Genomic DNA, 21558 nt, shown 5'->3' on the forward strand with positions numbered 1-21558 from the left:
ACCGGGAAGAATGGTCGACATGCAGCCACACCCGAACGTGCGGGCGGTGCAGGACGTGCTCGACGCCGCGGGCGCCCGGGACGGGTCCGGCGCGCCGAGCCTCGTCCGCCTGCTGCCCGACGCGGTCCACACCGCCGCTGCCGCCGCCGAGTCGCTCGGCGTCGCGGTCGGCCAGATCGCCAACTCGCTCGTCTTCGAGGCGGACGGCACGCCGCTGCTGGTGCTCACCTCCGGCGCGCACCGGGTGGACACCGCCGGCCTGGCCGCGTCCATCGGGGTCGGCCGGCTGCGCCGGGCCACCCCGGAGTTCGTCCGCGCGCACACCGGGCAGGTGATCGGCGGGGTCGCCCCGGTCGGCCACCCGCGCCCGCTGCGCACCCTGGTGGACACCACCCTGGAGTCGTACGACGAGATCTGGGCGGCCGGCGGCGTGCCGCAGGCGGTCTTCCCCACCACGTACCCGGAGCTGCTGCGGGTCACCGGCGGCGTCCCGACGGCGGTGGCGTGAGCGAGCAGAGCGAGCGGACCATAGGGGCCGACGTCCCGGAGCTGGTCACCCTGCACGTGTGGCGCACCTCCCGCGCCGCGCTGCCCCGGGCGTTGACCCGGATGGCGGTCGACCCCCGCCGGCTGCGGGCCGTGCCCGGCGTGCGGTTCGGCAAGCTGCTCGGCACCGGGACCGGCACCGGCTTCGGGCCGGGCGACGCCGACCTCACCCGGTGGGCGGCGCTGACCGTGTGGGACTCCCCCGCCGCCGCGGCCGGCTTCGACGGCTCGCCGGTGGGGCGCGCCTGGGCGCGGATCGCCCGCGCGTCCGTCCGGGTCGACCTGCGCCCGCTGAGCAGCCGGGGCGAATGGTCGGGGCGCCGGCCGTTCGGGGAGCCGCCCGGTGGCCGGGTCACCGGCCCGGTGCTGGCGCTGACCCGGGCCCGGCTGCGGCCACGTCGGGCGGCCACCTTCTGGCGGGCGATCCCACCGGTGGCCGCCGCGTTGCACGCCGCGCCCGGCCTGTTGGCCCGCTTCGGCGTCGGCGAGGCCCCGCTGGGCTGGCAGGGCACGGTGAGCGTGTGGCGCGACCCGGCGGACCTCGTGGCGTTCGCGTACCGTCACCCGGAGCACCGGGCGGCGATCATGCGGACCCCCACCGAGGGGTGGTACGCGGAGGAGCTCTTCGCGCGGTTCGAGGTGCGCGACGTGGTGGGTGACCGGGCGGTGCTGGGGTGGGTCGCGGACGGCGACCCGGGAGCGGCGGAGGGTGTACGGGCATGAGGTTGGTGCGGTGGACGCCGGACGATCTCGTCCGACGGCTGGACGACGTGGTGGCCGTCTACGGCGAGGCGATGGGGTACCGCCCGGAGCTGCTGGAGTCCCGACGCGGCTACATCGCCACCCACGTACGCCGGCCCGGCTTCCGTGCCGTCGCCAGCCTGACCAGCGAGGGCCACCTGGCCGGCTTCGGCTACGGCTACCTGGGCGGCTCCGGGCAGTGGTGGCACGACCAGGTCTGGCGGGCACTGGACGCCCCGACCCGGCAGCGCTGGCTGACCCACTGCTTCGAGGTGGTGGAGCTGCACGTCCGCCCGCCCGCGCAGGGGCACGGCCTGGGCGCGCGGCAGCTGCGGGCCCTGCTCAGCCTGGCGGAGGGGACGACCACGCTGCTCTCCACCCCCGAGGCCGACGAACAGAAGTCCCGGGCCTGGCGGCTGTACCGCCGGTTCGGCTTCGCCGACGTCCTGCGCGACTTCCACTTCCCCGGCGACGAGCGCCCGTTCGGCGTGCTCGGCCGGGACCTGCCGCTGGAGCCCCCGACACCCACCCCGCCCGGCCGGCCCGTGCCATGACCCGACGGCTGTCCTGGGCGCTGCTGGCCGTGCTGGTGCTGGCGCAGATCTGCTACCCGCTGACCACCGGGGAGACCCGGGCCCGGCTGACCGTCGCCACCGTCGTGCTCGGCTACCTGCTCTCGGTCGGCCACGCGCTGCTCAGCCGGGGCCCGCGTACGGCGGCGGCGCTGGTCGCGGTGGCCACGGTCGGCGGGTTCGCCATCGAGGCGCTCGGCGTGGCCACCGGCTTCCCGTTCGGCAGCTACGACTACTCCGGCGAGCTGGGGCCGAAGCTGGCCGGGGTGCCGCTGATCATCCCGCTGGCCTGGACCTGGATGGCCTGGCCGGCCTGGCTGGCCGCCACCCGGCTGACCGGTGGCGACGCCGGCGCCAGGCCGAGCACCGGAGACAGGCCGAGCGCCGGAGACGGGCCGAGCGCCGGGGACGGGCCTGGGCGCCGGGGCGGGCGGTTCCCCGTCCGGCGGATCGCGCTGGCCGCCGTCGGGCTGGCCGCCTGGGACCTCTTCCTCGACCCGCAGATGGTGTCCGAGGGCTACTGGGTCTGGCGGGACGCCACCCCCGCGCTGCCCGGCCTGCCCGGCATCCCGGTGAGCAACTACCTGGGCTGGCTGCTCTTCGCCGTGCTGATGATGAGCGCGCTGCGCCCGCTGGCCGGGCCCGCCGCGGCCACCACCGACGGGCGGGACGGCCCGATGTTCGCGCTCTGGCTGTGGACGTACTTCTCCAGCGTGCTGGCCCACGCGGTCTTCCTCGACCTGCCCGCCTCGGCGCTCTGGGGCGCGGTCGGCATGTCGGTGGCCGCCGTGCCGCTGGCGGTCACGCTGGTCCGCTCCCGCCGCGACGACCGGCACGGGACCCGTCAGCCGCAGCGCCCCGGCGTCGACGCGACGGCATGACCGCCGTCCTCGCGCTGCTGCTCGGCGTGGCCGCGCTGACCGCGCACACCCTGCTCAACGCCGGCCGCTGGCTGCGCCGCCCGGCCGAGCGGCCGGCGCCGGTCACCGAGCCGGTGGCGGTGCTGCTGCCGCTGCGCGACGAGGCCACGCGGGTCACCCCGTGCCTACGCGCGCTGCTCGCCCAGCGGGGCGTGCCGCGGCTGCGCGTGGTGGTGCTCGACGACGGGTCGACCGACGGCACCGCGGACGTGGTCCGCGCGGTGGCGGGCGACGACCCCCGGGTCACCCTGCTCGACGGGGTCGCCCCACCGCCGGGCTGGCTGGGCAAGCCGCACGCCTGCTGGCAGCTGGCCACCCGGGCCGACCCCGCGACGACCGCGCTGGTCTTCGTCGACGCCGACGTGGTGCTCGCCCCGGACGCGGTCGCGGCGGCCGTCACCGAGCTGCGCGCCGCGCGGGTGACGCTGCTGTCGCCGTACCCCCGGATCCTGGTGGCGACGGTGGCCGACCGGCTGGTCCAGCCGCTGTTGCAGTGGCTGTGGCTGACCTTCCTGCCGCTGCGGGCGATGGAGCGCTCGCGGCGGCCGTCGCTGGCCGCCGCCGGCGGGCAGTTCCTGGTGGTGGACCGGGCCGGCTACGAGGCCGCCGGCGGCCACGCCGTGGTGGCCGGGCAGATCCTGGAGGACGTCGAGCTGGCCCGCGCGGTCAAGCGGGCCGGCGGCCGGATCGCCCTCGCCGACGGCTCGCGGCTGGCCGCCTGCCGGATGTACGAGGACTGGCCGCAGCTGCGCGACGGCTACTCGAAGTCGCTCTGGGCGACCTTCGGCAACCCGGGGGCGGCGGCCGCCGTGGTGGCCCTGCTGCTCCTGCTCTACACCGCTCCCCCGCTGCTGGCGGTCGTCGCCCTGGCCGCCGGCGCGCCGACGGTGGCCGCCGCGGCGCTCGCCGCCTACCTGCTCGGGGTCACCGGGCGGGCGATCAGCGCCCGGGCGACCGGAGGCCGGTGGTGGCCCGACGCGCTGGCACACCCCGTGTCGGTCGTGGTCCTCGGTTGGCTGACCCTGCGGTCGTACCATCTGCGGAAGCGGCGTCGCCTGTCCTGGCGCGGCCGCCCCGTCACCTAGGGAGGCGCGGCATGGCGCGGATCGTGGTCGTCGGCGCCGGGGTGGGAGGGCTGGCCACCGCCGCCCGGCTGGCCGCCACCGGACACCAGGTCACCGTGCTCGAACGCGCGGGCACCGTCGGTGGCAAGCTCGGCCGGTACGTCCGCGACACGCCGGCGGGCGCGTTCCACTTCGACACCGGGCCGAGCCTGCTCACCCTGCCCGACGTCTTCCACGACCTGTTCGAGGCGACCGGCGCGAAGCTCGACGAGTACCTGGACCTGGCACCGGTGGACCCGATCGTGCGGCACGTCTTCCCCGGCGGCGGCCCGGCCCTCGACTCGTGCGCGGACCCGGCCGAGTTCGCCGCCCGGATCGGCGCGGCCTTCGGCGACCGGGCCGCCGCGGACTGGCAGCGGCTGTGGCGCCGGGCCGCGCGGGTGTGGCAGGCCTCGCACCGGGACATCCTGCGCCGCCCGATCGACTCCCCGCTGGACCTGGCCGCGCTGGCCTGGCGGCTGGGCGACCTGGCCGCCATCGGGCCGGGCCGGACGCTGCGCGGGCTGGGCCGACGGCACCTGTCCGACCCCCGGCTGCGGATGCTGCTGGACCGGTACGCCACCTACACCGGCGCCGACCCGCGCCGGGCGCCGGCCGCGCTGGTCGCCGTGCCCTACGCCGAGCTGACCTTCGGCGGCTGGTACCTGCGCGGCGGGCTGGGCACGCTCGCCGACGCGCTGCTCACCCGCTGCCTGGACCTCGGCGTGGTCGTGCGGACCGGCGCCACGGTCACCCGGATCGACGCCGCGGGCGGGCGGGTGCACGGCGTACGCCTGCGCGGCGTCGCCGCCCCGGTCCCCGCCGACGTGGTGGTGGCCAACGTCGACGCGCTCACCCTCTACCGGGACCTGCTGCCCAGCCCGCGCCGGCTGGCCGGGCTGACCGACCGCAGCCTGGCCGGTTTCGTGCTCCTGCTCGGCCTGACCGGGGACTCCGGGCTGGCCCACCACAACGTGTTCTTCCCCGGCGACTACGACGCCGAGTTCGACGCGGTCTTCGGCCACCCGGGGCGCGGCGTGCGGGCCCGACCGGCGACGGATCCCACCGTCTTCGTCACCGTGGCCGACGACCCGGTGGTCCGGCCGGCCGGCCACGAGGCGTGGTTCGTGCTGGTCAACGCACCCCGGCACGGCACCGCCACCGGTGCCGTCGACTGGCGCCGGCCCGGCCTCGCCGAGGCGTACGCCGACCGGGTCCTCGACGTGCTGGCCGAGCGCGGCGTCGACGTGCGGGACCGGCTGGTGTTCCGGGAGGTCCGCACCCCGGCCGACCTGGACGACGCGACCGGCGCGCCCGGCGGATCGATCTACGGCACCGCCGGCGGCCTGCTGCGCCCGGCCAACCGGGGCCCGGCGCACGGGCTGTGGCTGGTCGGCGGCTCCAGCCACCCCGGCGGTGGCCTGCCGATGGTGACCCTCTCCGCCCAGATCGTCGCCGACGACATCGGCCCCGCCTGGTAGATCCGGCTGCGGGGTAAGGAAGGGCGCCTTGTCAACGCCTGAGGTAGCGGAAGGCCCCTTCCTGACACCACGGCACCCGGTCGGAGACCGTCCGGACGGGCCGGCGCCGGTCAGCCGGCGTCGATCAGGGCGCGGCGGACGGCGGAGAGCAGTTGGCCGAGGCCGAACCCGGCCAACAGCACCCAGACGGCGGTCGCCATGGTGATCGTGCCGGCCGGCAGGTCCGGCTCGATCAGCCCGGTCAGCCCGGCCAGCAGCAGCCCGACCAGGGCCACCGAGACCCGGGTGGGGCGCTCCCCCACGGTCACCGCGCCGAGTTCCCGCATGCCGGCGGAGACCGCCCGGGCGCGGACGTACTCGTGCAGCCAGGAGAGCGCGCCGGCGGTCACGACGAGCGCCCCCGGCGCGCCGACCAGCCAGAACGCGGCCAGCCAGGCGACCTCGCCGAGCCGGTCGGCCAGCGAGTCGTAGACGTAGCCGAGCCGGCTGGTCCGGTTCGTGGCCACCGCCACCGCGCCGTCGACGCTGTCCGCCACCGCGGCGAGCAGCACGAACAGCGCCGCGAGGAAGGGACCGTTCTGCGGCCGTACGGCGAACAGCGGCACGCAGGCGCAGAGCAGCACGCCGACCACGGTGACCGGGGTCGGGCCGACCCGCAGCCGGCCCAGCACGAACCCGACGTGGTAGGCGAATCGCAGCCAGGCGCGGACGACGGGGGCCGCCGCCCGGGGGTCGAAGCCCCCGTGCAGCCGTGCCCAGGCCGTGGCGTACTCGTCCCAGTTCAGCTGTGTGCCCACCACGGAACAACCGTCGCACCGCCGCTCAGGTGTCGCGGCACCGGGGTCACACCCGCGCGTCGACCTGGAGGTTCTGCCACACCTCGCGGGTGGCGGTGGAACGGTTGAGGGTGATGAAGTGGATCCCCGGCACGCCCTCGTCGAGCAGCCGCCGGCACATCTCGCTGGCCTGCTCGACGCCGAGCCGGCGCACCGCCTCCGGGTCGTCGGCGACCTTCGCGAACCGCTCGGCCAGGGCCGGCGGGAAGGGCGCCCCCGAGAGCTGCGTGGAGCGCTCGATGGTGCCGATCTGGGTCACCGGCATCACGCCGGCCAGGATCGGGGTGTCGCAGCCGGTGGCGGCGACCCGGTCGCGCAGCCGCAGGTAGTCGTCGGCGTCGAAGAACATCTGGGTGATCGCGAAGTCGGCGCCGGCCCGGCACTTGCGCACGAAGTGCTCGGTGTCGCTGTCGACGTCGGCTGAACGCGGGTGCTTGAAGGGGAAGGCCGCCACCCCGACGCTGAAGTCGCCGGCGTCGCGCACCAGGCGGACCAGGTCCTCGGCGTAGAGCACCCCCTCGGGGTGGCGCACCCAGTCGCCGCCCGGGTCGCCCGGCGGGTCGCCCCGCACGGCGAGCACGTTGCGCACCCCGACCCCGGCGAGCCGGCCGATGACGTGGCGCAGCTCGGCCACGGAGTGGTTGACCGCGGTCAGGTGGGCCATCGGCAGCAGGGTGGTCTCGGTGGCGATCCGCTCGGTGACCGCGACGGTGGTGTCGCGGGTCGACCCGCCCGCGCCGTAGGTGATCGAGACGAACGACGGGCGCAGCGACTCCAGCTCGCGGATCGCCTGCCACAGCAGCCGCTCGCCCTGCGGGGTCTTGGGCGGGAAGAACTCGAAGGAGAAGGTCGGCTGGCGGTCACGGATGAGCTCCCCGATCGCCGGCTGCGGATTGGGGAGGACCGATGGAAGACCGAGCGCCACGCCCCGACTCTAGCGGGCCGGGCCCTCCGGGCCGAGACCTTCCCACACTGGTGGACACGGACCGCACGGCCGCCGGCCCGGCCGGGGCCGGAAAGCGTCGTACCCCCGGAGTAGTCATGGGGTTGCGCGGGGTGGGCCCGGCCGGAAGCCGACCCGCCGGGGGCACGCGCGGGGGTCAGCATCCACCGGTGGCGCACCGGTCCCGTTCCGGGGTCCGCGCCGCCGCCACGCCGACACCGTCCCGGAGGACCGATGACGCCGCCCCCGCCGCCCGGCCCGCAACTGCTCGGGCCGCTGCTCGCCCAGCTCCGGCTGGCCCGGGGCTGGAGCCAGCTACGGGTCGCGGCCGAGCTCTGCGCCGCGTCCGGGGTGCCGACCCTCAGCCGGCACGAGGTCTCGAAGCTAGCATAGTCACACACTCGCGCGTAGCGTGCTGGTCATGAGAGTTCTAGGGGCACGGAGGCTCAGCCGTGGGGACGACGAGTCAACCTCCGAGGAGCGCCAGGGAGAGAGCATCACCACCTGGGCGAAGCTCCACGGTCACACCGTCATCGGCTGGGCCGACGACATCGACGTCTCAGGTTCGGTAGACCCCTGGGACCGCCCGGGGCTTGGTCCGTGGCTCAGGGGTGAACGCCTGCCGTTCGACATCATCGTTGGAGCGAAGGTTGACAGGCTCTCTCGGAAGCTCCTGCACTTCGTCAAGCTGGTCGATTGGGCGGACGAGAACGGCAAGGCCATTGCCTCCGCTACCGAGCCGATCAACACCGGAGACAAGTACGGCAGGATCATCGCGAACATTCTCGCCATGTTCGCGGAGTTCGAGAGGGAGGCCATCCGCGAACGAAACCAAGGCTCTCAAGAGTTGGCGAGGGAGGAAGGCCGTTGGCATGGCGGCACTCCCCCTTACGGCTACAAACCTGAGAAGCAGCCCAAGGGTGAGGGTTGGAGGCTAACTGTCGATCCCGAGAGCAGCGAGCACGTCAAGTACATTGTCAAGCGCCTCCTCAACGGAGACTCCCTAAACAGCATCGCTACTGATCTGAACAACGCCGGAGTTCTCGCCCCTAGCGACCACCACCGAAGGTCAGTGGGCAGAAAGACCCTCGGGTATCGCTGGAAAACGACGTCACTGAGCCCCATCCTGCGATCTCGCACAATCCTTGGTATTGCGGAGCAGGGTGGCGAGGTAGTCCGAGGTGCCAATGGGATGCCTGTCAAGCGAGCTGAGGAAATCATCAGCCGGGCAGATTGGGAACGAGTGCAGAAGCGGCTTGACGAGATAAGCCGCAAAAAGACTCGCTCCGTGGCGACTAGCCCACTTCTCGGTGTCGTGTTTTGCATCGAGTGCGGCGAGCCCTTGTATCGACTCGTAACCGGTCCGGCAGCCAAGCAGAATAGGCGTGAATACTATCGATGCCGAGGACGGGCCGAGAAGCGGAACCAGTGCGAAGTCACCTCCGTCCGGGCCGACGCCCTTGAGGAGGCCATCGAGCTAGCAATGCTCAGCCACATCGGAGACCTAGAAATGCACGAGGAGGTCTTCATCCCCGGGGAGTCGCATCAACAAGAGCTAGCTGAGGCGACGGAAGCCCTGGACGACCTTCTCAAGAAGTCAGCCGGCAAGAGCGCTGCTGTACAGAAGGTGTACGCGAAACAGATTACCTCCCTAGAGACCCTGATTGACCGGCTGAGCGAGATGCCTGAGAGCCCTGACCGGACAGAGTTGCGCAGCACTGGTCAGACGTACCGAGAGGTTTGGGACGCTGCTGACGCCTTGGGGCGAAGGAAGCTCCTCCTGAAGGCGGGTGTCCGCGTAGAGGCCGCGAGAGCATCCAAAGATGGCGCTGTGACCATTGGTCGCTTCGAGCGCCCTGAGCGCTTGGACGAAGCTGTTGAGCTAGGCGTTCACCAAGGCATCCGGTACGCCTTCTACGTACCCAAGAATTTGATCGGAAGAGCAACTCGCTAGCTTTGGGGAGCCCCGGCTTTGCCGGGGCTTTCCTTTGTCCTCCATTGCGTAGAGCATGATGCCTTTCGAGAATTCCAAGCATTATCGGGAATCCGTTACAATTTCGTGACCGTTACTTCTTCGCCATTCCCTTGCCTTCGGCAATCCCTAGGGCTCCACGAAGAGCCTTCAGGATCACAATGGCTTCCTCGTGAAGGTTGCGCTTGTCCTTGCTGTCCGCCTCCGGTGAGTACCGAGTCCACAAGGCGTACCGCATCCCTCGGGTCATCTGGTCAAGGAACCCCGCTAGGAACGGATCAGAGACCCGACCGGTAAGCGCCCAGGTGAACAACTCAAGGTCAAGGTCGAAGTACTTCCTCAGCCACTCCCGCTGCTGAGCGGCGGGCTTCCCGCGCATCCCCGAGGGGGCGCAGACGTACCTCAGGATTTCGGTGTCAGTGCTGTCGGGCGCAAGAGCCCCACTGGACGCCTTTAGAGGCCCTGACAGGCTGTAGGAAGCCTCAGGGGCACCCCAGTTGCCCCCAGCCCTTTTGAACGCCTCAGGGCGCTTCTGAGGCCCCCAGTGGCCTCCATACCCCTGAGCGACCTCTTCGGGGTCGGCATCCTTGCCCAGGGCGTTGCCAGAGTTCAGGATCTCCACCACCCGGTTGCGGGCTCGGGTCAGGGTCATCTTGCCGACGACCGAGGCGGGAACGCCATCCCGGTAGTGGCGCTCAAGCGCCTGCTTCCAACTCTCTGGAAGCCGACTGGAGTCGAGAGCCTTCTTCAGGGTCTCCGGGAGATTCCAGCCCTTGAGGGCTGCACCTACGGCCTTGCTGGTCCAGAGCGCCTGGACGTCCTCCTCAGACTCGAAGCGGCGGTCTGAGGTCTTCATGGCCTGAGCAATCTCGTTCGCCTTGAGCGACAACACCTTCGCGGCGAAGTAACAAACCCCGAAGTCCTCTGGCGTCTTGTAACTCGGGTCTTCTGCAATCCGCTTCTCGTGGTTCTCGCGGATGGTTGCCCGGTCGATGAGATCGGGCCGGCTCGCGTAAGCCCAGGACAGCAGCTCAGCGAAAATGTCGTCGGCGTCTTCCTTGGGGCTAGCTAGTCCGTATTCGGCAGCAGCCCGCTTGGCGGTCTGCTTAAGGAAGATGTCCAGCCGCTTACCAGCAACGTGAGCGAACTGCTCAAAGTCTTCTTCGATCATCGGCGTTTCCTATTCAGTTGTGTATTCAGTTGTTGTGCTCACCATCGATACTCGATGGCTCTGGCTGCTATCCCTACCAGTCAGAACAACCTGAGGTCAGTTTTAGTTTTCTGGCGTCAGGGTTTGGTCATCTACTACCACCCGAGAGTTGCCGTACCGGCAGTACGGTCCCCAAGGAGTAGGTAGGCGAACTCCGAGAAGTTCCGCAGCATTGGCGGAAGGAGTTCGCCGTAGAAGCCCTGCACTGGCAGGGCGAAGGATGCCTGCCATAGGCAGAGTGAAGTTCCCACTTAAACAACCCTGCCGAAGGCAGAAGGGTTACCGGTGCTGCTGCGCAGCGTCATCGGCTGTCGAAGTAGCAACGGAGACAGCGATGTCCTTCCAGGGATAGTTAACATGCCTTCGGCATGTGACTTGAGTCACTATCCAAAAGGTAACAGGCTCTAACTTATGGAGAAGAGATGAGGGAGCCTCGCCAGGCTCGGCAAGGAGTGAGTAGTGCTGGCTTGGTGCCAGCGATCACGATTACGAACTACTGACTAGCCGAGACTGAGGGAGCGAGGCTCCCGAATGAGCGAGCAGAGAAGTAACGAGCCTTGGAGGGCTCGACTTGGGAGAGCCCGGATGACAAGGCTCGCTCTGCTCGCCTTATAGAGGCCCCCTAAGAAATGCCGTCCTCAAGACGGCTCCCGGGAATCACCTGTTCACTTAATACCGTAGTTGTCCGTCCGGCTTCCTGCCGGACAATCAGTGACGGAGATCACAAAGACTCAGGCTTGAAGCCTGTGACTGTTGGGCCAGCGCAAACAGCGTGGCCGGGATGGTGGCGGACAGGAGTGCTGATCGGCTAGATGCCGATGCTGTCCAAATGGGCAACGCACTATCAATGGTGTCGGTTCTGCCGACGCCCCAAGGGTTGAGCACCAGAGGTGCGAACAGATCCCTCTCCGTCTGTTCCCTCTGGTGCTCCCCTCACTTCTCTGGCCAAGTTCATTGAGTCAAGGGCTACTCGATCCGGGCTTTGATGGCCCTCCTCAGGTCATCGGCCATCTCCTGCCATTCTCCAGGCTTAAGCGGCCGGCATGGCGATCCAGCCGGCCTGGCTTGCTCCATCTCCTTTATCCACATCACTTCCCAGATGGGCAGCGTATCGTCGGGGAGCAGCCACATTAAAGATATAGCCTCATGATCAACGAATGGCGACGGCTTCTTGTCAAGCACGCTGGCCAACTTACGGAGAGTTTCAAGATCGAAGGTCTTGCGATGCTGGTCCCTAGCGACTTGATATGACTTGACCGCGACCTTGTAAGCCTGGACCGACAGGGCGATTGCAACCACTGCACCGACCGACGCCAGAGCGTCGAACACGAATCCGGCGTACGTCATCCAAACGGGCTCATCCACGACTCCCATTATGGCAAGCGCCCACAAGCGCCGCTACTCTACCCGCTGTCGAACGGCATCATAGATATCCCTCCGTAAGCAATTAGCGATCAGGGACTTCTCGTACTCACGTCGGCGATGTGCCGGAATGACAGCCAATGACATCGCGTACTGAGGGGCGATCTCCACTGCGCGAGGAAGTTCCGCAAACCGGCTGAGTTCGCGCCATATCATAAGCTCTGACGCTGGAAGTAGTGCGAGTTGCACACGCACGCCTAATCTCCCGAACGCTACATTGGGTTCTTCCAAGAGATCGTCAATCGCCTCCTCGTCAAGAGTGAGCGCCAACAACTCTCGCAATATCTGAAGCTCAAGAGTGCGTCGCCCCTGATCCTTGGCAACCCGGTATGACTCGGCACTTACCTCGTAGGCCTTGACGCCGATTCGGTACGCCTTGATGGCAAGGAATAGACCGAAGAGTCCTGCTGCCGTGGCAAGGACATTGAAGACGAGGCCCGCGTAGTCGAGCCAGGTTGGGTCATCCACGGCTCTACAATGCCCTCTTCTTCATGGCCTTAAGAATCTCGTGATACATCACGGCGTGAGCCGTCATGCTCAATGTAGCCCTAGGTCTCAAGCTGTCCAGCATTTCTCTGACTTCGGGCATATCAGCGATCTCTTTATCAGCCACTCCTTGGGCCTGGTATCTAGCAAGCGCCCGCGTGAACGGAAATTCCTCCTCATGCAACAGCTGCATTCTGGCGAACTGCTGCGCAGTTATCGTTGGTAGCCAGTCTTGACGATCCGGCTCACTGTGGAGTTCTCCCGACCTATCAAGCAGTCCGCTTAGCTCTCGAAGAATCTCAAGCTCGAAGGTCTTCCTGCCCTGGCTTTTCGCGACCTTGTACGCGCGTACGGCGACGAACAGACCGACCAGACCGCCGGTAGTAGCGAGCGTGTTGAAGATGAGGCTTGCCCAATCGAACCAGTCACGTTCCACGGCTAACAAGTGAAGCACCCTTGGTCAAGTAGGCAGGTGAGGCAGTGACCAGCAACCCTGCCTATCGACGCCTGCACACAGGTCAGGCATACACCCGAGCCCGTGAGGAGATGCTTCTCCTCTACGGCTATGTCTGCTGGCTGTGTGGTCATGACATCCACGGCAGCCCTGAAGCTGACTACATCATCCCCGCCCAAGTGGACCCGTACCAGGACCCAGGCGACCCACACAACAAGCGCCCCAGTCATGGCCCTAAGGGTCGCTGCTTCGAGTGCGACCCCATCAAGGGGAAATGCTGCAATCAGTCAAGAAACAAGAAGGCAATCAGTAAGCCCTCGAATCTGTCTGAGGACTGGTGAGCCTACCCCGGGGTGGGGTTCTGTTTTTAAATCGGACATTTGCTGACCCTCATTGCCTTTGTCAAAATTTCTCTCTCTAGGAGCCAGACCATGAGCGACGACTTCAGTCATGTCATGCAGAAGGGCACCTATCGAGAGCAGCTAGAAGCAATCCGAGACCTTCTGGCTGAACGCCTCGTGAAGGCGTTCCCGAAGGATGCCGCTGGAATCGCCAAGCAGCTAGGGGAAGTCCTGGCTGAGCTTGAACAACTGAATGCCGATGAGGAAGGGAGTTCCCCACTTGACGAACTCCTTGCTTCGCGGGAGGCAGACGCCTCGGATCGGTAACTGGCCGGAGTACATCTCTAGCCGTGGTGATGAAGCCATCAAGCTTGCTGAGCTGATGGGCATCCCGCTCGATGAGTGGCAGAAGTACGTCATCCGTCACGCCTTAGGTGAGGTCGAAGACCCCCTCAACCCTGGTGCCCGCATCTGGGCAGCCAGAGACGTTGGTCTCGTTGTACCTCGCCAGCAGGGTAAAAGCTTCCTCCTGGAAGTGCTCATCCTGGCTTCGCTGTTCCTGTTTCACGAAGTCGTTGTCCTGACTTCACAGAACCTCGCCAACTCCAAGAAGATCCTCACCAGCGTTGCTGAGCGGATTGAAAAGTCTCCGAAGTCTCTCGGGCTTAAAAGCAAGTTGCCTAAGCGCTGGTTGGTGCTGAACAACGGCAAAGAGGAAATCAAGCTGAAGTCCGGAGCTAACCTCTCCATCCGGGCTAGAGGCAAGGATGCCGGTCGCGGTGGAACTATCGATCGGCTCATCAACGACGAAGCCTATGACGTCGTAGACGAAGACCTTGCTGCCCTCATCCCGATGTTGTCGGCTAGGCCGAACCCTCAGACATGGTGGGCAAGTACGCCCCCACTGAACGCTGTCACCGGAGAGCCCTTCACTCGCCTCCGGAAGCGCGGTCACGAGGGTGCCCCTGGTGTTGCCTGGTTCGAGTGGTCTGCCCCTGAGGGGCCCCTAGACCTAGACGACAGGCAGCTATGGGCTGACACGAACCCGGCCTTCAACATCCGACTTCGTGAGTCGACGGTCGAGTCAGAGCGGATGACGCTCCCTGACGCTGACTTCGCTCGGGAACGTCTAGGGGTCTGGCCCCTGCGGGTTGACGACTCTCTGATCACCCCCGAGGACTGGTCGACTCTGGCCGATCCAGAGTCCCGCCGCTCAGGTGATGTCGCGTTCGCTGTTGATACCTGCGGCTGGGGAGACCGAGCTACTACCTCCATCGTTGCCTACGGCCTCCGTGAAGACGCTACAGGCCACGTAGAGCTTATTGACCAGCGCCCTGGTACTGACTGGGTGGTTGAGCGGATCTCTGGGCTTGTAGAGGCTCACAAGCCTGTTGCCATCGGCTTCGACGTCAAGAGCCCTATCGGCTCTCTACTGGTAGACCTTCAGAAGGTCGGCATCGACAAGCCAGAGAATCCGGATGAGCCGAAGTACGGGGATCTAGCTATTCCTGGTGGACAGGAATTCTCGGCGGCTTGCGTTCAGTTCGTTGACGCCATCCATCAGAAGACGCTTCGTCACCGAGATCAAACGGAACTCAACCGAGCCATTCCCAATGGGAAGACAAGGAAGCTCGGAGACTCCTGGGCTTGGGACCGCTACAAGAGCGAAATCGACATCTCTGCCTTGACGGCAGCAACGCTGGCTCGCTGGGCCTATGAGTCGAGGGCTCACCTACTTCAGAAGGAGTACGACGTGATGAATTCCGTCTGGTTCGGGGGAGGTGATTAAGTGGGGCTATTTCAATCCTTCCGAAGCCTCTTCCGCAAGGAAGAGCAACGAGCAATCACAACTCTCCCGTGGGTGGCCGGCGGACCGAGGCCAGGGCAGGTCACCTCAGAGCAAGCTCTGAGCTTGATTCCGTACTTCTCCTGCGTCCGGCTGCTAGCCGATCAGGTGTCTTCCCTGCCGGTACACGCCTTCATTGAGATCGGCGACAAGCGGGTTAGGACTGATCTGGCTCTTCTGGACTCACCTGCCGTCATCGGCACAAACGTTCAGTGGGTCAGGCAGCTTGTTATCTCGCTGGCTATGCGAGGGAACGCCTACGGCTTGGTGACCCTCAGGGATGAAGGCGGCTACCCGGTAGCCATCGAATGGCTGAACCCTGACGAGGTTTTCGTTGACGAGCTGAAGCCGACGCTCCCGGTCTACTACTGGCAGGGCCAGGTGGTTCCTCGGGAGAACATCGTTCATATCGCGTGGTTCGTTCTGCCGGGCAAGGTCGTTGGTCTTTCTCCGGTCTCGGCGTTCGCCAACTCTATCGGGGTTGGCCTTCAGGCCACTCAGTACGGCTCTAGCTGGTTCGAAGCAGGCGGTACACCGCCGGGCACCTTCAAGAACACCCAGGTTGAGGTAACCGGCACTCAAGCACGAGACATCAGCGAGTCTCTTGCTTCCGCCATCCGAGGCCGTAGGCCGATCGTGTACGGCAAGGATTGGGACTACAACTCCCTCAGGGTGTCGCCTGAAGAGTCTCAGTTCATCGAGACGATGAAGATGAACGCGACACAGATCGCCGCAATCTTCGGCATCCCTCCGGAGATGGTTGGTGGTGAAGCCGGCGGTGGCCTCACCTACAACACCGTCGAGGGCAACGGCCTGAACCTGTTGAAGTTCGTTCTTCGACCGTGGCTGGTGCTCATTGAGTCAGCTCTCTCGGAGGTTCTTCCTCCAAGTGTCGTCGTTCAGTTCAACGCTGACGCCGTAGTGCGAGCGGACATCAAGACTCGCTACCAGGCTCACGCCCTGGGCATCAGTTCGGGCTTCCTGACCCCCAATGAAGCGCGAGCTTTCGAGGATCTTCCCCCGCTTCCCGGGGGCGACGAACTCAGAGCACCAATCAAACTAAACCTAAATCAGGAGTCGCCAAGTGACTGATGTCGAAAGGCGGTATACGCCACTAGTCGTTGAGCTTCGTGCCGACAAGGACCGTAAGCGCATCGGCGGGTACGCCGCTGTGTTCAATCGCGAAAGCCGGAACCTCGGTGGTTTCGTTGAGGTTGTCGACCGGGCTGCATTCAACAAGTCCCGTGGGGACGGCTTTCCAGACGTGATTGCTCGGTACAACCACGACGACAACATGCTTCTAGGGACCGTGGCCGCCGGGACTCTCCGGCTGAGCATCGACAACACCGGCCTTGAGTACGTGGTTGATCCTCCGGACGCTCGTGCCGACATCGTTGAGCTTGTGCAGCGTGGCGACATCCGTCGCAGTTCCTTTGCGTTCCGGACCATCGAGGACGACTGGACGATGACTGAGCAGAACTTCCCCAAGCGGACCCTGCTTGCTGCCGCCCTAGTGGACGTCGCTCCCGTGAACATGCCTGCCTACCCGGATGCCACTGCTGGACTCCGGTCTCTTGCTGACCGGTTCGAGGCAGACCTTGAAGAGGTTCGGTCTCTGGCTGAGGCCAACGAGCTTCGGAAGTTCTTCGTCCGCACGGACGGTCCGGTGACCAAGAGGGAGACAACCCTCGCTCAGCAGCGCATGGCACTACTCGCTCGGCGTACCGATCCGTACCTGTAAGCACCACCCACAAATGAATAGCTAGGGCAGAGCGACACTCACCCTTTCTTTCATTAATCCGCCAACCCGAATGGGGGCGGATTTCTTTTTGTGCTCATTTGAGGCAGGGCGAAACCCACCTCAGGCATTCCATCCAACTTTCCTAAGAGGGGTTTCCCTATGTCTGAAATCGCTAACCGGCTGCGCGAGCGGCGTAACAACGTCTGGGAGCAGGCCAAGGGCCTTGCTGATCGTGTTGCCGATGAGAACCGCAACTTCACTGGTGAGGAGCAGCGTCAGTGGGATGAGCTGAACGCTGAGCTTGACGGCATCGACAGCCGGATTAAGTCCGTCATCGAGGGTGAGAAGCGGGCTCAGGACACCGAGGCTGAGTTTGCTCGGTTCCGTGGTGAGCCCAAGCGCCAGGAGTCGCGCGGCCAGGAGTCGGCCGAGCTGCGGTCGGTGCTGCTGGGTGAGGTGGGCGCTGCCCGTACCTACACCGTTCGTCCTGAGGGCCAGGTTGACTACCGGGACCTGCTGAAGGGCACGGCCGCGTCAGGTGGCAACACCGTGCCGACGAGCTTCTACCACCGGCTGATGGTTCACGCCGTTGAGTCGTCGGGTGTTCTTCAGGCTGGTCCGTTCATCCTGAACACCAGCTCGGGCGAGAACCTTGAAATCCCGAAGACCACGGCGCACTCGACCGCCACCCTCGTCGGTGAGGCTGCGGCCATCCCCGAGTCTGACCCGACGTTCGGCAAGGTCACCCTCGGCGCGTACAAGTACGGCCTTCTGCTTCAGGTCTCTCGTGAGCTTGCCAGTGACACTGGCGTAGACCTTGAGGGCTACCTGGCGAAGCAGGCCGGTCAGGCGCTTGGCCGAAAGTTCGGTGAGCACCTGGTCTCTGGCACTGGCACCAACCAGCCGCGTGGCCTGATGACTGACGCCACGGTCGGTGTCACCGGCCCGACCGGTACGGCTACCGGCTTCGGTACCCAGAACACCGTGGGCCAGGGTGGCGACCTTCTGATCGACCTGTACCACTCGGTGATCAGCCCCTACCGGGCTTCGCCGAGCTGCGGTTGGCTGATGCGGGATTCGACTGCTGCCGCCCTGCGGAAGCTCAAGAACTCTCAGGGTGACTACATCTGGCAGCCGTCGCTTGTGGCCGGTCAGCCGGACACCATCCTTGGGAAGCCGGTCTTCATCGACCCGAACATGCCGGCCGTTGGTGCCGGGAACAAGTCGATCCTCTTCGGTGACCTGTCCGCGTACTTCGTGCGCCTGGTTGGTGGTGTCGAGTTCGTCCGCAGTGACGAGTACGCCTTCAACACCGACATGATCACCTACCGGGCGATTATGCGTGGTGACGCGGCTCTGGTGGATCTGACTGGCGCTGTGAAGGTTTTCCAGCACTCCGCGACCTGATCCCGTCTTTGAGTTGCCAGGGCAGCCTATGCGCTGCTCTGGCTCTCTCCTGCGAAAGGAACCAGTAATGAAGATTCGTCTGACCGGCGACATCTCTGGTACCCGTAATGGTGAGCAGTGGCCTGCTCGTGGCTCGGTCGTAGACCTGCCTGACAATGAGGCAGCGACCCTTTGCGCACACGGCATGGCCGTTCCTGTTGTCGAGGATGACACCGAGACCGCTACCGCTAAGGACACTCCCGAGAAGCGCATCCGAACTGCACGGCGGGGGTAGCCATGGCACTTGGCGATCCGTACGCCACTCCGGTTGAGTTCAAGAGCTACATCTCTGTCAGTTCCGCTGACCTTGATTTGCAGATCGCAGATTCCCTCACTGCTGCTTCCCGAGAGATTGAGAAGCACTGCGGCAGGCAGTTCAACAGCACCACCGTTCCGAGCCTCCGAACCTTCGAGGTTCGTGATTCCAGCGTCCTGCTGGTGGATGACTTCCACACGCTAGAAGGTCTGGTCATCAAGACCGATGACAACCAGACGTTGACCACATCCGACTATCGGCTAGAGCCCCTTAACGGTGTGGTCGATGGTCAGCCAGGCTGGCCGTATTACAGGATCTCGGCCAGTCAGGGCTACAGGTTCCCTCGCTACGGCTCTACCACCGTTGAAGTTACCGCTCAGTGGGGTTGGGCGACCGTCCCGGTTGCGGTCAAGCAGGCGTGTATCGCTCTCGCGAACGAAAATCTGAAGGTCATCCGGGAAGCGCCCTTCGGCGTAGCCGGCACTGACGCCTTCGGCTTAGTTCGTGTGCGAGATAACCAGCGCATCCGGACGATGCTTCAGCCGTACCGCCGATACGACAAGGCGGTGGCGTAATGGCAACCATCGAGCAGATCATGGATGGCATCGAGGCCAGGCTAGCGACTATCCCGGGGCTGAATGTCAACGACGTTACTCCGGGACAGATCACCGTTCCTGCGGCAGTGGTCGGTCTACCAACCGAAGTCGACTACCTCAGGACGTTCACTGACGACAACGTTGACTTGTCCTTCAACGTCATGGTGCTGGTTTCAACGGCCATCGAATTTGCCGGCCAAAAGGCTCTTGCGGGCTACCTGGACAAGGCTGGCCCTAGCTCCATCCTGGCTGCGTTGAGTGCAGACAAGACCCTTGGTGACCTAGTCGATTACTGCCAGCTTGTGAGCTGTTCTCCGCAGTGGATCGAGTTCAACGGCAACGCCTACTACGGCGCTGTCTTCATAGTGGACGTCTGTTCGTCAGGAGGCTGAGTGTGGCAGTCAAGAAGTACCGAGTCCTTGTCGGGCTCAACTACCCGACGAAGGGCAACAAAGAGAAGCGTGCCGAGCCTGGGCAGTCGGTGAGTGATCTTCCCGAGAAGTCCATTCCTGAGCTGATCGACCTCGGTTACATCGAGGAGGTAGGCAATGGCAATTCACAGTAAGCAGTCTCGGGTACTGGTCAACGACGGACACGTCTCCGGTCGGGTGACCGGCTGGGGAACTTCTCAGTCACGCAGCTACGGCAGCGTCACCAGCCTCCTGGACGACGGAGAGAGGTTCGTGCCCGGTCTGCTCTCTGGCTCCATGACCGTGAACGGGACCTTCGACGCCGACCCAGGCACTCTGTACGACAAGCTTGCGGCTGCTGCCGACATCGACAACGGGGCTCTGATCACGGTTCTCCCCGAGGGGTTCACCGTAGGGAAGCCGGCCCTGATGGCTGCTGCCGACCTCTCTGGCTTCGAGGCTCCTGCCTCGGTGACGGAGACCGTGAGCCTCAGCGTCATCGCTACTGCGGACGAAGCCGTAGACCTCGGGGCCGTGCTTCACGGCCTGGTGGCTGAGACTGCCGGTGGCAACGTCGCGTCTGTCGACGGTCTCACCAGTACCGCCAACGGTGGTGTTGGCAGTCTGCATGTCACGGCGTACTCCGGTCTGACGAACCTCTCAGTGAAGGTCCAGCACTCCACGAACAACTCCGTGTGGGCAGACCTCCTGACCTTCGATCTGGTGACCGGGAAGACCTCGGGGCGCACGGCCGCCACCGGCACGGTCAACAGGTACGTCCGCTGCCTATGGACGGTCACCGGCACTGGTTCGGCAACCTTCGTGGTCGCGTTCGCACGCCACTAATCCCCTAGCCCAATCCGCTGGCCCGCCTATGTGCGGGCTTTTTGCTGTGCTCTTCAAGGAGTCAATATGGCTGCAAGCCACGGTAAGGATGCTGTCTTCCAGCTCGATAACGCCTCGGGTTCCACCCCGGGCTCTCTTCAGAACCTCACCCCGTATGTCGATAGCGTCTCGGGTCTTCCTGGCTCTCGGAACCTCTCCGAGGTGACTGCCTTCGGGGATCAGGGCACCAAGAGCATTCCGGGTCTGTTCAATGCCACGTTCACTATCTCGGGGTCCCTTGACCCCACGGTGGTTACGGTCATCGGTGGTGCCCATCGAGCCTCGGTTACCGCCACCTTCGAATACGGCCCCCAGGGTTCCGGCACGGGCAAGGTCAAGTACTCCGGCGAGGCGTGGATTACTGACTTCACTGTTGATGCCTCGGTGAGCGACAAGGTTTCCTACAGCGCTTCCCTTCAGGTCGATGGTGTCGTCACTGTCGGGGTTTACGCCTAAGTCATGGGCTTCTCCGTACAGGTGTCTGGTGGAGCCGAGCTGTACCGCCTGAGAGGGCAACTGAAGCAGCTTGGCGACACCGGACTAGGCAAGCACATGGACAGGGCTTTCAAGGCCGCTGTGAAGCCCCTGGGGCCTGCTATCCGGGAAGAGGCAGGACAAGCTTTGCCTTCGGGCTATGCGCCTGTTCTAAGTAAGTCTTTGAGGTTCCGCTTGGCGAGCAAGACCAAGCGTCAGTCCACGGAAGTCAGCTATCGCGTCTTCGGTGATGGCAAGCGGGAACGCCGAGACGTTCCCTCTCTCAACCGGGGCAAGCTACGCCACCCCGTATATGGCAAACGCCGGAAGGCATGGGTTGAGCAGAAGGTTCGCCCTGGGTTCGTAGACCGACCGGCAGACCGGTTAATGCCTGACATCTCCCGGGAGATGAGATCCGTAATCAAGTACGTCTCCAACGAACTTAAGGGGTGAGGATGGCAGCCATCCGAATTCAGTTCACGCCAGAGGACGCCGAGCGTTTCGACGTTCCTGAGGTCACCTTTGATCCAAGGGCACTCCGCTTCCCGGAGATCCGCCTGCTGAAGAACGAAGCCGGTATGAGCCTCGTGGAGTTCGGCGAACTGTGCACCGATCAGGATAACTACATCTACCTGGTTGGTGTGCTCGCCTGGCTGGGGCTCTATCGGGCAGGCAAGTACGTCCGCTTCGAGGAATTCGACGTGGACGCTCGTGGGATCGAACTCCTCGGGGATGAGGCTGACGAAGACCCAAACTCTTCAGCCCCGGATGGGGCGAACGAGAGCTAGCGGAGATTAAACCCCTGTTCACCTATCACTTCGGGCTCAAGCCTGACGAGGTAGAGCAGATGGACATTCCGACCTTCAACAACTACATG

At 65.2% G+C, this 21558-nt stretch carries 26 protein-coding genes; 20 read left to right on the top strand and 6 right to left on the bottom strand.

The window, feature by feature from the left end; translation table 11 throughout:
* Window positions 1-19 precede the first annotated feature (19 nt).
* Genes ACPXCB_RS10150 through ACPXCB_RS10175 form a run of 6 tightly spaced genes read left to right on the top strand, consistent with a single transcriptional unit; the run spans window position 20 to window position 5363 of the window.
* Entirely contained in the window at window positions 20-508 is a 489-nt protein-coding gene (locus tag ACPXCB_RS10150) for a YbaK/EbsC family protein (protein ID WP_425874259.1), read from the top strand.
* Window positions 505-1269: a monooxygenase gene (locus ACPXCB_RS10155; RefSeq protein ID WP_425874261.1), complete on the top strand. Its 765-nt coding sequence runs from the start codon at window positions 505-507 to the stop codon at window positions 1267-1269. The genes ACPXCB_RS10150 and ACPXCB_RS10155 overlap by 4 nt, the downstream gene beginning before the upstream one ends.
* Window positions 1266-1841 (top strand): GNAT family N-acetyltransferase, encoded by a 576-nt coding sequence (locus tag ACPXCB_RS10160; protein ID WP_425874263.1) that lies wholly within the window; start codon window positions 1266-1268, stop codon window positions 1839-1841. The genes ACPXCB_RS10155 and ACPXCB_RS10160 overlap by 4 nt, the downstream gene beginning before the upstream one ends.
* Window positions 1838-2740: a carotenoid biosynthesis protein gene (locus tag ACPXCB_RS10165; protein WP_425874265.1), complete on the top strand. Its 903-nt coding sequence runs from the start codon at window positions 1838-1840 to the stop codon at window positions 2738-2740. The genes ACPXCB_RS10160 and ACPXCB_RS10165 overlap by 4 nt, the downstream gene beginning before the upstream one ends.
* Window positions 2737-3864: a glycosyltransferase gene (locus tag ACPXCB_RS10170; protein WP_425874267.1), complete on the top strand. Its 1128-nt coding sequence runs from the start codon at window positions 2737-2739 to the stop codon at window positions 3862-3864. Before ACPXCB_RS10165 ends, ACPXCB_RS10170 begins: the two co-directional genes overlap by 4 nt.
* 11 nt (window positions 3865-3875) lie before the next feature.
* Window positions 3876-5363: a phytoene desaturase family protein gene (locus ACPXCB_RS10175; RefSeq protein WP_425874269.1), complete on the top strand. Its 1488-nt coding sequence runs from the start codon at window positions 3876-3878 to the stop codon at window positions 5361-5363.
* Window positions 5364-5473: 110 nt separating this feature from the next.
* On the opposite strand, the gene ACPXCB_RS10180 is transcribed toward ACPXCB_RS10175, so the two are convergent.
* Both ACPXCB_RS10180 and metF read right to left on the bottom strand, forming a co-directional pair.
* Window positions 5474-6163, bottom strand: coding sequence for a CDP-alcohol phosphatidyltransferase family protein (locus ACPXCB_RS10180; protein WP_425874271.1), 690 nt, complete (start codon window positions 6161-6163; stop codon window positions 5474-5476).
* A 43-nt stretch (window positions 6164-6206) separates the two neighbouring features.
* The gene (gene metF / locus ACPXCB_RS10185; RefSeq protein WP_425874273.1) at window positions 6207-7124 is read right to left on the bottom strand and encodes a methylenetetrahydrofolate reductase [NAD(P)H]; all 918 of its coding nucleotides are present in this window, start codon (window positions 7122-7124) and stop codon (window positions 6207-6209) included.
* A gap of 252 nt (window positions 7125-7376) precedes the next feature.
* Between metF and ACPXCB_RS10190 the strand changes: the two genes are divergently transcribed.
* Window positions 7377-7535: a hypothetical protein gene (locus ACPXCB_RS10190; protein WP_425874275.1), complete on the top strand. Its 159-nt coding sequence runs from the start codon at window positions 7377-7379 to the stop codon at window positions 7533-7535.
* 28 nt (window positions 7536-7563) lie between these two features.
* The gene (locus ACPXCB_RS10195) at window positions 7564-9096 is read left to right on the top strand and encodes a recombinase family protein (RefSeq protein WP_425874277.1); all 1533 of its coding nucleotides are present in this window, start codon (window positions 7564-7566) and stop codon (window positions 9094-9096) included.
* A gap of 112 nt (window positions 9097-9208) precedes the next feature.
* Here the strand turns inward: ACPXCB_RS10195 and ACPXCB_RS10200 are convergent, their stop codons facing one another.
* The 4 genes from ACPXCB_RS10200 to ACPXCB_RS10215 form a co-directional block, all read right to left on the bottom strand.
* Window positions 9209-10285 carry a hypothetical protein gene (locus tag ACPXCB_RS10200; protein ID WP_425874279.1) on the bottom strand — a complete coding sequence of 359 codons (1077 nt, stop codon included), beginning with the start codon at window positions 10283-10285 and terminating at the stop codon, window positions 9209-9211.
* Window positions 10286-11290: 1005 nt separating this feature from the next.
* A complete protein-coding gene (locus ACPXCB_RS10205; RefSeq protein WP_425874281.1) occupies window positions 11291-11689 on the bottom strand; it encodes a hypothetical protein in 399 nt (132 codons plus the stop codon).
* Between the two features lie 33 nt (window positions 11690-11722).
* Entirely contained in the window at window positions 11723-12214 is a 492-nt protein-coding gene (locus ACPXCB_RS10210; RefSeq protein ID WP_425874283.1) for a hypothetical protein, read from the bottom strand.
* Window positions 12215-12218: 4 nt separating this feature from the next.
* Complete coding sequence (locus tag ACPXCB_RS10215) at window positions 12219-12668, bottom strand: hypothetical protein (protein WP_425874285.1); 450 nt, start codon at window positions 12666-12668, stop codon at window positions 12219-12221.
* 449 nt (window positions 12669-13117) lie between these two features.
* Between ACPXCB_RS10215 and ACPXCB_RS10220 the strand changes: the two genes are divergently transcribed.
* From ACPXCB_RS10220 to ACPXCB_RS10275, 12 genes are all read left to right on the top strand, one after another.
* The gene (locus ACPXCB_RS10220; protein ID WP_425874286.1) at window positions 13118-13354 is read left to right on the top strand and encodes a hypothetical protein; all 237 of its coding nucleotides are present in this window, start codon (window positions 13118-13120) and stop codon (window positions 13352-13354) included.
* Window positions 13308-14816, top strand: coding sequence for a hypothetical protein (locus ACPXCB_RS10225; RefSeq protein WP_425874288.1), 1509 nt, complete (start codon window positions 13308-13310; stop codon window positions 14814-14816). The genes ACPXCB_RS10220 and ACPXCB_RS10225 overlap by 47 nt, the downstream gene beginning before the upstream one ends.
* Before the next feature lie 72 nt (window positions 14817-14888).
* Complete coding sequence (locus ACPXCB_RS10230; RefSeq protein WP_425874290.1) at window positions 14889-15965, top strand: phage portal protein; 1077 nt, start codon at window positions 14889-14891, stop codon at window positions 15963-15965.
* Window positions 15958-16614: an HK97 family phage prohead protease gene (locus ACPXCB_RS10235; protein WP_425874292.1), complete on the top strand. Its 657-nt coding sequence runs from the start codon at window positions 15958-15960 to the stop codon at window positions 16612-16614. The genes ACPXCB_RS10230 and ACPXCB_RS10235 overlap by 8 nt, the downstream gene beginning before the upstream one ends.
* Window positions 16615-16773: 159 nt before the next feature.
* The gene (locus ACPXCB_RS10240) at window positions 16774-18021 is read left to right on the top strand and encodes a phage major capsid protein (protein ID WP_425874294.1); all 1248 of its coding nucleotides are present in this window, start codon (window positions 16774-16776) and stop codon (window positions 18019-18021) included.
* 276 nt (window positions 18022-18297) lie between these two features.
* Window positions 18298-18891, top strand: a complete 594-nt coding sequence (locus ACPXCB_RS10245; RefSeq protein ID WP_425874296.1) for a hypothetical protein — start codon at window positions 18298-18300, stop codon at window positions 18889-18891.
* Window positions 18891-19304 (top strand): hypothetical protein, encoded by a 414-nt coding sequence (locus ACPXCB_RS10250; protein WP_425874298.1) that lies wholly within the window; start codon window positions 18891-18893, stop codon window positions 19302-19304. The genes ACPXCB_RS10245 and ACPXCB_RS10250 overlap by 1 nt, the downstream gene beginning before the upstream one ends.
* Window positions 19305-19306: 2 nt before the next feature.
* Window positions 19307-19477, top strand: coding sequence for a hypothetical protein (locus ACPXCB_RS10255; RefSeq protein ID WP_425874300.1), 171 nt, complete (start codon window positions 19307-19309; stop codon window positions 19475-19477).
* Entirely contained in the window at window positions 19461-20168 is a 708-nt protein-coding gene (locus ACPXCB_RS10260) for a hypothetical protein (protein WP_425874302.1), read from the top strand. Before ACPXCB_RS10255 ends, ACPXCB_RS10260 begins: the two co-directional genes overlap by 17 nt.
* Before the next feature lie 66 nt (window positions 20169-20234).
* Window positions 20235-20663, top strand: coding sequence for a hypothetical protein (locus ACPXCB_RS10265; protein WP_425874304.1), 429 nt, complete (start codon window positions 20235-20237; stop codon window positions 20661-20663).
* A gap of 3 nt (window positions 20664-20666) precedes the next feature.
* On the top strand, window positions 20667-21134 hold the full coding sequence (locus ACPXCB_RS10270; RefSeq protein ID WP_425874306.1) for a hypothetical protein: 468 nt from the start codon (window positions 20667-20669) through the stop codon (window positions 21132-21134).
* A gap of 2 nt (window positions 21135-21136) precedes the next feature.
* Entirely contained in the window at window positions 21137-21469 is a 333-nt protein-coding gene (locus ACPXCB_RS10275; RefSeq protein ID WP_425874308.1) for a hypothetical protein, read from the top strand.
* Window positions 21470-21558: the final 89 nt, after the last annotated feature.

This window comes from Micromonospora sp. DT62, assembly GCF_049847285.1.
Lineage (GTDB): Bacteria > Actinomycetota > Actinomycetes > Mycobacteriales > Micromonosporaceae > Micromonospora > Micromonospora reichwaldensis.